The following is a 7,228-nucleotide window of genomic DNA, read 5'->3' as shown; positions in this document are numbered from 1 at the left end:
GCAGAAGCACTCGAACGAGTCGTGCCAGGGCATTGGGAAGGCGACCTGATCATCGGTAAAGACGGCAAGTCCGCGATCGCGACGATCGTTGAGCGGATATCGAACTTCACGATCTTGTGCTGGATCGACCCCGAACGCAATCGGGCCGAGGCCACCAGGGACGCGTTGGTCAAGCAACTTGGGCGTCTGCCCGACCAGCTGCGTCAGAGCCTCACCTGGGATCAAGGCCTCGAAATGTGGCGACACCCTGAGATCAGCGTCGCAGCCGACATCGACATCTACTTCGCCGATCCCCACGCACCCTGGCAGCGAGCAACCAACGAAAACACCAACGGCCTGCTACGCCAATACTTCCCCAAAGGCACCGACCTCAGCCGCTACAGCCAAGAAGACCTCGACTTCGTCGCCGACGAACTCAACCGACGACCCCGCCGCCGACTCGAATTCGCCACCCCCTACGAAGTACTATCCAAACACCTACTGTTGCAATGACCACCCGAAACCGCCAATGAGCTCGCCCAGCTCCATGAGCAAGCCGAGGCAATCGTGTTGCCCACGGTCTGGGACGTTTGGACGGCACGCATGCTCGAACAGGCAGGATTCCAGGCGCTGACGATCGGGAGCCACCCCGTCGCCGACAGCATCGGCGGCGCGGATGGCGAGCAGATGGCCTTCGATCACTACATGGCGATCACTCGGAGCATCGTCGAAGCTGTTCACATCCCGGTCAGTATCGACGTGGAGTCGGGGTATGGGCTCGAGCCCGCGGACCTCATGCGCCGAGTGATCGATACCGGCGCCGCGGGCCTCGACGTCGAGGATACCGTCCACCGCGATGGAGGCCGCGTCCGCTCCTTGCAGGAACACGCGGACTTCATCGGAAGGTTGCGCGACGCGGCTGACGAAGCTCGTCTGCCCATAGTCATCAACGGACGCACCGACGCACTGAAGCATGGCGCGAAGATCTTCGATGACCCTATCGGGGAGGCGACCGCGCGAGCGTCCGCGATGGAAGAGGCAGGCGCGCGGGCTGTCTACCCGGTAGGGATCCAGATCGTCGAGGAGCTGCAACAGCTCGTCGTGGCCGTCTCGGTTCCGGTGAACGTCACGGTCGACCCGGTTACCGCCTCGCCGTTAGGGGGCTTCAGTGAGTTGAAGGCGATCGGTGCGCGTCGTTTCACCTTCGGTCCCAAGTGGCAAGCGGCGGCGACGACGGCGCTCAATGAGCAGTTGACGGGTTGGCTCTAAGGCTGCAGTTCAGCGTTGGTGACGCCGCTCGCGAATCGCCAGCAACTCGTCGTGTTCAGATCGGGAGAGGCTGCCTAAGCCTTCCTTGCTGATCTTTTCGAGCAGTTCGTCGAGGCGGTCCTCGTCGCTTCGGGCGCGGCGCTGGTTGCGGGTCGGCTTGGGCGCCTCGGCTGCCCGGCTGGGGCGCGGCGCCCTAGGTGCTCGAGCTTTCGGGAGTGCCCACGGCAGCGCGCTCAGCAGCCCGTAGCGCCGTGCCCAGACGGCACCTCCTCCCAAACTGAGCAGTAGAGCCACCAGACCACCTGCGTTGCCTCTGACCACAAGTCCTAGGACTTGGAGGCCGACGAGGATTGCCCCAATGATCCAGGCCGGTATTCCGAAGAAGAATGGCCTGTTCGGCTGCTCCATGATGAACAGCAAGATGATGAGGAGCTGAATCATGCTGAGCCCCATGAGCATCGTGGAGCCAGGGAGGAACATGCTCGCAAATAGGTGCGAGGCCGTGACTACGGCCCATAGACCGACGAGGAACGACGCCATGCGATCCCGGCCGAGATCCGACTCCAGCATCTTGCCGAAGTACCAGAAGATCACAAGAGTGAAGATCGACCAGATCGACAGCACGTCGATCCAAGGCCATGTGATGAGACGCCAGGGCTCACCGGAGAAGACATGAGGGGCGGTGAGCACGCCAGCGGCTCTCGCGGCCGACGAAACCGTCCCGATGAGGGCGCCGATTGACGCGAGAAGTACGACAAGTACCGTCGTGGTGACGTCCACCCGACCGATGCGGAACCAAGGCATGGATCAAGGATCGCACGGGACTCAAAGCCAACGCTCCCGTCAGCCCTCGGCAGCGACCAGCTCCACGTCGTTGCCTGATAGGTTTGCGCGGAAACCGTCTTCTTGCACATCGACATCGCGCAGCACGAGCTGCGGCGGCAAACCCTCGATGGGGTAGGAAATCGTGACGAATTCCCGCACCGCCTCGGTCGCGATTCGAGAAAGCACTCCCGGATCTTCGCTGAGCTCGATCTGCGTGGGGTTCACGTACAGGATGCCGTCGCGCGCATCGACGGCGCCCGTTGCGCTGACATCCACCAAGCGTTCGGCGAATTCGATTGTGCGTTCGATCCTGGCTTGGCCACCACCGGCGCTAGTCACGGTCGAGCCGTGGCCGAGCTGCTTCTCCACCTCATGGAATGGCACGGTGGCGGTGATGTCCACGTGTTGCGCCGTGACGTGGCCGTCGCTCGACAGGACCCCGCTGGCCGTGCCGTCGACGTTCAGTAGCGAGGATGCAGGCAGTGACATTCCGCCAGATTGGAGATCGATGTCATCGATCCATATGTCTTCCTCGCTCAGCTCCGCTGGGGGTGACGGGGTGCTGGGCGTCGGGCGGGGCGCTGGCGTTCCCGGCTCCTGCCCAGCTGGTCTCGAGATGGAGAACCATGCGATGACGAGCACGACGATGATCAGCACCAGCATGCCGAGGGCACCCAGCAGGACATACAGGACCGGAGAACGTTTCACGCACGTCATTCTGCACGCCTGCGGTGTCAGGCCGGTGGGCTCCGACCATCAACGACCGGCGAGCCAATTCCTCCCGAAGTCCGTCACAACGATGTTCAGTTCCTTATCCTCCGTCGGCTCCTGTGCGGGTCCAGGCTCCGACTCGGCCGAAATGTCCGGCTCTTCGACGGAGGTCGCCGCCCCCTCTCGGAACACCTTGTCGAGCCGCACGGTCGTGACAGTCTCCGAGTTCCACGTCTCGCTGAGCCGTCCCTCACGGAAGACAAAGAGCCTCCGGGTCCACGACACCAGCTCGCGGCTGTCAGACGAGATGAGCACCACGGCCATTCCACGCTCAGTGGCGGCAGTCAGGTGCTCGTGCAGGGCTGCTCGGGCTGCGGCGTCCAGCGTGGCAGAGGGATCCTCAAGGACTAGGACCGCTGCGTTTGCGGAGAGCAGAGCGGACAAGTAGCGACTCTCCGTCTGACCGAACGACCCCTGCCGTTCGCCGAACAGCTTGAGCCCGTGGTTGTCCATCTGTTCCATGGCTGCCAAGATCGAGGCAGTGGCGGTCTGAGCCTTGTCGAAGTCGTCGTCATCCTCGATGCCGACCACAAGGTTTGCGGCGACGTGATCGCCTCCCGCGCCCGGCCAATGGTGGGCGATGCCTGCTCGAACTGCTCCCTCGCGAGTGTTGATCGACGCCTGCCTGCCCTGTACTGTCACCGTGCCGCTCTCGACGGGTGCCTTCCCTGTCAACGCGGCAATCACATCCTGCATGCCCGAGTCTCGTCCACCGACGAACCCGACGATCTCGCCCGCGGCCACGGTAAAGCTCACGTCGGACACCACTCCGGACGAGAGGCCGACAACTTCAAGGGCCACCTGGTCTCGGACGTGAGATTTCGGAACGCTGTGAGCGATGGGGCCTGCGTGGATCTCTCCTTCGAGGTCGGCGTCGGGATCCGTCTCTACAAGAGTCCCTTCGCGCAGGAGCAACACTCGATCGCACAAGGCGCGAACCTCGTCTAAGCGATGGGAGACGTAGACGACGCTGCGGCCCTGGCTCGTGATCTTGTTGACGATCCAGTGGAGCTCGTCCAACTCACGCGTATTGAACCTAGCCGAGACCTCGTCGACAAGCACCACATCCACGGTGTCATCCGCCCACAAGCGCATGGATTCGACTAGGCCGACATCCGGTCTGGTGAGACCCCCTACCCGCGACATCGGATCCAGCGAAATCCCTGCCTGTGCCAACAGGGCCCGTGCACGCTGGCGTTCTTCCGACGGGCCGATGTTGGTGCCGCGAAAGATCGCCTGAGCGACGGTGAGCCCCGGGTTGACGTTGAAGCGTTGGGCGATCAGACCGGTCTGCGCCTCGCGGCCCTTTGCTAAGACGGACTCTCCGTGAGTGATCTGCCCGTCGTCGGGCTGGATCTCACCGGCGAGGATACCGAGCAAGGTGGACTTGCCCGCCCCGTTGGGTCCGATGATTCCGACGCATTCTCCGGACCGAACCTCCAGCTCCACATCGCTGAAGATCTCCCGGTTCCCGAAGTTCTTCGCCAGCTTTTCCGCGGAAAGTAACACGCGGTCATTCATGTTGGGCACCCCCGGCGCTCCTCAGCGCATCTCGTAGTCGGTGAGCCTTCTCCTGCTCAATGAGGCGCAGGCTGTCGGACTCGTTCAGCCTCTGCACCAAGCTCTGGTTTTCCTCTTGGAGCTGGTTCAACTTAGTTTCGAGCGTTGCGATCGTCTCGTCCCACGCTTGGATAGCGCGTGCTTCCAATCTGGCCATCTCCTGCTCGGTGTGACGGAGCTTCTCGCGGAGGAGCTCTTCCTCGTCGGACTTGGTCGGCGTCTCGTCAAGGTCAGCGACAGAGGGCGCTGCCCGTGACGTTTCCTCGGGTTCGTAGGCCATCGCCCCTGCTGTCTCCATCCGTTGGTGAGGCTCCTCAGCAGCTGAGCTGAGGTCGCCTCCTCGGACCTCGGATGATTCGGCGGGCACTGCAACGCGCGCTTGACGCGTCGTCGTATCTTCCAGCGGATCAGGAGACGCGACCTGAGCTCCGCCACGAGCCGGGGCTACGGGCCCGCTCTCGGCTGTCCGCCGCGGTTGTTCTTGGATCTCCTCGCGAGCGGCATGCGTCGTGGCGGGGGCTTCGTGCGCGCGCTCCGCTGGCGGTCGCAACTGTCCCTCAGCGTGCGACGAAGCCTCCACTGGGGTGGACCGTCGACGGCCGATTAGGAAGCCCAGCAAGGCGGCCAAGGCGGCGACCACGACGAGGACCACGAGGATCTGCAGATATGCGTAGGCGAAACCTTGCACGTCATCCTTCCTGGAAGGTGATTTCGACCCGACGGTTGAGCTGACGCCCGTCCGGGGTGTCGTTTGGGGCGACGGGGTTTGCATCCCCGCCTGCGACCGTGGTGATGCGGGCTTCATCGACACCGGCGTCCAGCAGCACCTCTTGGGCGGCGGAGGCTCGTGCGTCGGAAAGCGCGCGTCGGCCCGCCTCGTCTTGGCCATTGTCGGTGTATCCCGTGAGCGTGACCATGACGTCAGGGTGCGCAGTCAAATATTCGGCCAACTCCCGCAGCACCGTCTCGTCTTCCGAGCGCACGGAGGCGCTCGCCCCTTCGAACATCAGGTTGGGGTAGGAAGGTGGTTCGGCCGAGGTCGATGGAGTGGCAGGGGTGGGGGAGGCGTCGTTCGTCACCGGGGGTGGTGTCGTGGATGGCGACTCAGGCGCCGCCGGGCTCGCTTCCTCGCTTGGCTGGGAGGAGCCCGGAGGTTGATGATCCTCGACTTGGACCACTCGCGTGCCACTCACGCCCGAAACCACCGTGTGGGCTGTGTCCGCCGTCGCCGCATCGGCAAGGTTCGTCAGCGTCGCGTCGAAGCCCGAATAGGAAACGTCCGCGTGCACATCGGCGTTGGCCAATTCAGCGGCGGCACGCCGGGTGAGTTGAGACTCAGCCGACGAAACGACCCACGCTGATCCGGCCAATAGAGCTCCGGCCAAGGCCGCGGCGACGCCAGCCACCGGAGCCCATGATCTACCGCTGCTCACAGTGGATCCTCCTTCAGAGGTGCTCGACGTGCCTCCCGCTAGCGGTCAAGAGACGGTATCCCGGAGAGCTTACCGGGGTTTCCATCCCGAAGCGTATCACTGAGCGGCTAGGCTCAATGCGTCATCGAGGTTGAAGTAGTCCAAACTTGCATATCTCCGGAGTCCAATAGTGTACTGGTGGCTCCACAGTAGTTCCTCATCCATGGCCTCCAAGGAGGTCCGGGGGGCTTAGTACAACTGGACAGCACAGCAGTGTTGAGAGGAAAAGATTATGACCAGCAACTACATCGTCAGCAAGACTGATGAGCTCTCTAGGGTGATCGGCAATATGCGCCGGTCCATCCCGGAGCTACACGGCGTGATGATCGCGTCCACCGACGGCCTGCCCGTCGCCCATGATTTCTCGGACTCCGACGCAGAGCGCATCGCGGCCATGGCCGCTACCGCTCTGGGCCTCGGTGGGCGAATTGCTGAGCGCGCTGAGCTGGGCGATTTTGCCGAAGCCGTGGTTCGCGGACAGAACGGCTACATGGTGACGTACTCGGCCGGCGCCGACGCTGTGCTCGTCCTCACCGGCCCCATCGACTCCAACCTCGGCCTCATGCGCATCGAAGCTCGCGTCGCCGCCGTTGAACTCAAGCAGCTCCTCGGGAGGGCCTGAGCATGGATTCGATGCATGACATCGCGAAGACGGCGATCGACCAGGCGCCCCCGGAGTGCCGCGTCCGCCCTGAAGATGCTGACGTCATCCAGCGGCACGCGGATGCACTCGTCGGGCTTGGACCCGAGATGGTCAATGCCTTCTACGACACCGTGTATGGACACTCGGAGACGGAGAAGATCTTCAAGCCAGGCGAGCGTCCCATGCGTGAGGAGTCGCTGCAGGGCTGGTGGGAACGGACTGTCCGCGGGCCCCTCGACGACGACTACTGGGCGTGGATGGCACTGGTTGGGCTCACGCACGTCATCCGGCGGGTGAACAACCCAATGATGCTCGCCATGGCCAACTTTGTGGCGCAGTTTGTGGAAAGCAGCGAGTCGCTGGAGATCTCCGACGATGAGCGCCGCGAGCTGTCGGTGGCCTTCCGTCGAGTCTCGTCGACGGTGAGCTCCATCATCACGTTCGCGTACGATCACGCAGTCAGCTCCGCGCTCTTCAGCGTCGCTGGTATGCCAGAAGCGCTCCTAGCGCGGCTTCGTGACCAAGAGGTCGGTGACGCTCTCGACAAGGCGCACAAGGAAGTACGCTCCGCTTCGCTCCACGGCTCTTGAGCGAGTGAAACCCCGTGCCGTCACGCCGATGGCACGGGGTTTCTCACGCCGCAAAACACGCGGGCCGAGCAAAGGACACGAAGCTCACAAGGCGCACGCGCGGGAAGGCCGTCCCGCGG

Annotated in this window: 8 protein-coding genes and 1 pseudogene; 4 read left to right on the top strand and 5 right to left on the bottom strand. The window is 63.4% G+C overall.

Annotated elements, in window-relative coordinates:
• The coding region (locus Q0X61_RS12125; RefSeq protein ID WP_297743001.1) for an IS30 family transposase at positions 1–492 on the top strand (492 nt) is incomplete at its 5' end.
• A 33-nt stretch (positions 493–525) separates the two neighbouring features.
• A pseudogene (locus Q0X61_RS12120) lies at positions 526–1,248 on the top strand (isocitrate lyase/phosphoenolpyruvate mutase family protein); the annotation flags it as partial.
• Between the two features lie 9 nt (positions 1,249–1,257).
• Here Q0X61_RS12120 and Q0X61_RS12115 read toward each other — a convergent pair.
• Genes Q0X61_RS12115 through Q0X61_RS12095 form a run of 5 tightly spaced genes read right to left on the bottom strand, consistent with a single transcriptional unit; the run spans position 1,258 to position 5,837 of the window.
• Positions 1,258–2,052 carry a rhomboid family intramembrane serine protease gene (locus Q0X61_RS12115; RefSeq protein ID WP_297742999.1) on the bottom strand — a complete coding sequence of 265 codons (795 nt, stop codon included), beginning with the start codon at positions 2,050–2,052 and terminating at the stop codon, positions 1,258–1,260.
• Positions 2,053–2,091: 39 nt separating this feature from the next.
• Positions 2,092–2,781 carry an LmeA family phospholipid-binding protein gene (locus tag Q0X61_RS12110; protein WP_297742997.1) on the bottom strand — a complete coding sequence of 230 codons (690 nt, stop codon included), beginning with the start codon at positions 2,779–2,781 and terminating at the stop codon, positions 2,092–2,094.
• A 48-nt stretch (positions 2,782–2,829) separates the two neighbouring features.
• Entirely contained in the window at positions 2,830–4,365 is a 1,536-nt protein-coding gene (locus Q0X61_RS12105; RefSeq protein WP_297742995.1) for an ATP-binding cassette domain-containing protein, read from the bottom strand.
• On the bottom strand, positions 4,358–5,092 hold the full coding sequence (locus Q0X61_RS12100; RefSeq protein ID WP_297742993.1) for a hypothetical protein: 735 nt from the start codon (positions 5,090–5,092) through the stop codon (positions 4,358–4,360). Before Q0X61_RS12100 ends, Q0X61_RS12105 begins: the two co-directional genes overlap by 8 nt.
• Position 5,093: 1 nt before the next feature.
• Positions 5,094–5,837, bottom strand: a complete 744-nt coding sequence (locus tag Q0X61_RS12095; protein WP_159087486.1) for an OmpA family protein — start codon at positions 5,835–5,837, stop codon at positions 5,094–5,096.
• 271 nt (positions 5,838–6,108) lie between these two features.
• On the opposite strand from Q0X61_RS12095, the gene Q0X61_RS12090 reads away from it, so the two are divergent.
• Together Q0X61_RS12090 and Q0X61_RS12085 are read left to right on the top strand one after the other, a co-directional pair.
• On the top strand, positions 6,109–6,498 hold the full coding sequence (locus tag Q0X61_RS12090; protein WP_297742989.1) for a roadblock/LC7 domain-containing protein: 390 nt from the start codon (positions 6,109–6,111) through the stop codon (positions 6,496–6,498).
• Between the two features lie 2 nt (positions 6,499–6,500).
• Complete coding sequence (locus Q0X61_RS12085) at positions 6,501–7,109, top strand: protoglobin domain-containing protein (RefSeq protein ID WP_108871608.1); 609 nt, start codon at positions 6,501–6,503, stop codon at positions 7,107–7,109.
• Positions 7,110–7,228: the final 119 nt, after the last annotated feature.

The sequence above is a fragment of the uncultured Tessaracoccus sp. genome (assembly GCF_947255005.1).
Classification (GTDB): Bacteria; Actinomycetota; Actinomycetes; order Propionibacteriales; family Propionibacteriaceae; genus Arachnia.
This window is presented reverse-complemented; position numbering and strand designations above follow the sequence as displayed.